Annotated in this window: 1 protein-coding gene and 2 rRNA genes; all 3 read right to left on the bottom strand. The window is 46.7% G+C overall.

Annotation, left to right across the window (positions count from 1 at the left end; translation table 11 throughout):
* Positions 1-291: 291 nt before the first annotated feature.
* Entirely contained in the window at positions 292-1,491 is a 1,200-nt protein-coding gene (locus Q0294_RS04875) for a tetratricopeptide repeat protein (RefSeq protein WP_299461502.1), read from the bottom strand.
* 456 nt (positions 1,492-1,947) lie between these two features.
* Positions 1,948-2,057, bottom strand: a 5S ribosomal RNA gene (gene rrf, locus Q0294_RS04880).
* Between the two features lie 119 nt (positions 2,058-2,176).
* A 23S ribosomal RNA gene (locus Q0294_RS04885) occupies positions 2,177-2,500 on the bottom strand; the annotation flags it as partial.

Here is a 2,500-nt window from a genome sequence, read left to right on the forward strand (position 1 = left end):
ATTTTTGTATTTCTGTCAAAATTTGAGGTTTTTTTGATGAAGTTGGTAATTCCCAATCGATCGTGCATCAACAGATAAACCACGGAGGCTGCAATCCGTTTTTATTGAGGGGACCACTGGAGGAGGGGTAAAGAGAGAAAGAAATCATTGGCGGATGGTGTAGAAATTGTGCAGGCACCAATGGCGATCAAAAAAGTGATCCTGTAAAAGTCGCACAACTGCTGATCCGGTTCGGATCGATTTTATGTTGATCCGCACGCAGTTTTAGAAACTGTTTATGATACACTTTTTTCAGGTATCAGGGGTCATGTTTAAACGCCTCTGGATTGATGTTTCCACATCAATGTCCCCGCAATCGTGAGCATACTCTCCGATTTCCTGTAATAAATCCCGATCGATTGATCGCGGATCCTGAAGTTCCATCAGTTTTTTTGAAAATAGTTTTCCCCGATTTCCAATTCGGGCCATCTCTGTTGCTTCCTTGACCGCTCCCTTTCTGCGCAATATCTCTGCAAGTCCGAGTCTGGCTCTCCAGTCATAAGGATTCCATTCGAGTGCCTGTTGAAAGGATGTTTCTGCTAAATCAAGTTGATCATGGAGCGCCAGATAACGACCTTTCAACCTCCAGAATCGACTGTCCGCTTCTGCGTTGTCAGGCACATGCTCAAGTAGTTCCGCAACCCGTTTCAGGTCTCCCTCATCCAGCGATTTTTCCAGAAAATAAGCCAGGACTTCACAGTTCTGCGGATACTTTTTCAAACAATTCGTAATCAGACTCTGATCCCCTCCGGATATTAATTGAGATTCCTTCAACAGCATCGATTGCCGGATGCTGCTCCGGGCAATGTAAATCGCCCGCGCAACTTCCAGGTCTTCATTCTCCGGGTGTGTCGTTAACCACGAATTGACAAGCGGCGCACCATTACTGAAATTAAGGGAATCGGAAAGCAGCAGATAAACATAGGCCTCCGGTGGTTCACACTGCAATTTGATCGCCTGCCTGATTTGCTTTACCATCTCCAGACGCAGTAACATCATGGCATTGATATAAATCAGACGTTGCCAGGCTCGATCCACTCTGGGATCGATTTTCAAAATCCGCCGGCAGGTCTCAAGTGATTTTTCAGGATCGTGAAGTTCCGCAAGCAGCAGGTCCGTTCGCAAGGCAAGCGTTTTTAATATGCGGGGGTCTGAATCACTAAGCTGCCCTAATGCTTCCGCAGTTTCTTCAAATTTTTGCTGTTGGCGGTATGCTTCGGCCAGCGCCAGCCAGGCATCCGCATTTTGCGGTGCCCGTCGGGTCCAGTTCCGCGCTGCTTGTTCGGCGGCCCCCCATTTTTCTTCATTCAATAATCGATTACTGTTTTCTTCCGCCTGTTGAATCTGGGAGTAGTTCCACCAGGCGGAGATGGGAAAGAAAAAGACTCCGCCAAAAACCAGGATCAGCAAGAGTGTCAGTCTTCGGTCCGAAGATTTCTTCTGGTGGTTCATACGAAATAACCTGTCCCAGCCAATCGCATCAGGAAAACCAGAAATCAATCTAAGTGACAAGTAACAGACACTCATTCTGGAAATGGATCATCTGCTTGCAGATAACAACCTGTAATAGTTGAGCAAGACACAACAGTGCTTTAATAAGTTTTGCCCCATGCAAAGCTGAATGCTTGAGAACATTTGTGACATGATAACAGTATAGACACGAGCTAAGAAGCGAATTGTCACAGCTCAAGCGGATTGAGATACCTTAGAGTGAGAAAATCAGTGCCGACAGATGGTACGTTGCGCTTTATACCTGTGGATTTGAGATTGAATCATTACGGCTGGATTTGACAGAGCAGTAAACTCGTCTCAAGTGAAATCACAGATTCAGCTCGGGTTGTCAGGGGAGACAATTCACAGCGCGTAAAAAAACCCTTTGCCCGGAGGACAAAGGGTTTTAAAAAAAATATCCGGCAATAACCTACTTTCGCACTGGTGGGCACTATCATCGGCCCTGGGAGCTTAACTGTCGTGTTCGGAATGGGAACGCGTGTGGCCTCACAGGTATGGTCACCGGAATTGACAGAGTCGCCAACCAAATGGCCGCACTACTCTGTCTGGTGTATAAAAATGGTAAAAGTAACAAGCAACAAATATAACCCTTAGTTTGCTCTTAGAGTTTTGATGTAAAAATCAAAACGGCTAAGCGTTTGTCCATTAGTACCGGTCAGCTGAGACGATTACTCGCCTTACACATCCGGCCTATCAACCTGGTAGTCTTCCAGGGGACTCAAACGAAACCTAATCTTGGGAGAGGCTTCGCGCTTAGATGCTTTCAGCGCTTATCCTAACCGTACTTAGCTACCCTGCGGTGCCACTAGCGTGACAACAGGAACACCAGAGGTACGTCCCTCTAAATCCTCTCGTACTAAAGAGAAAACCCCTCAAGTTTCGTGCGCCCACAGAAGATAGGGACCAACCTGTCTCACGACGGTTTAAACCCAGCTCGCGTACCACTTTA

The organism is uncultured Gimesia sp., assembly GCF_937919775.1.
Lineage (GTDB): Bacteria > Planctomycetota > Planctomycetia > Planctomycetales > Planctomycetaceae > Gimesia.

Excerpts from the sequence above, each read along its gene's own strand:
- Q0294_RS04875 (WP_299461502.1), bottom strand. The coding sequence starts at position 1,491 with ATGAACCACCAGAAGAAATCTTCGGACCGAAGACTGACACTCTTGCTG.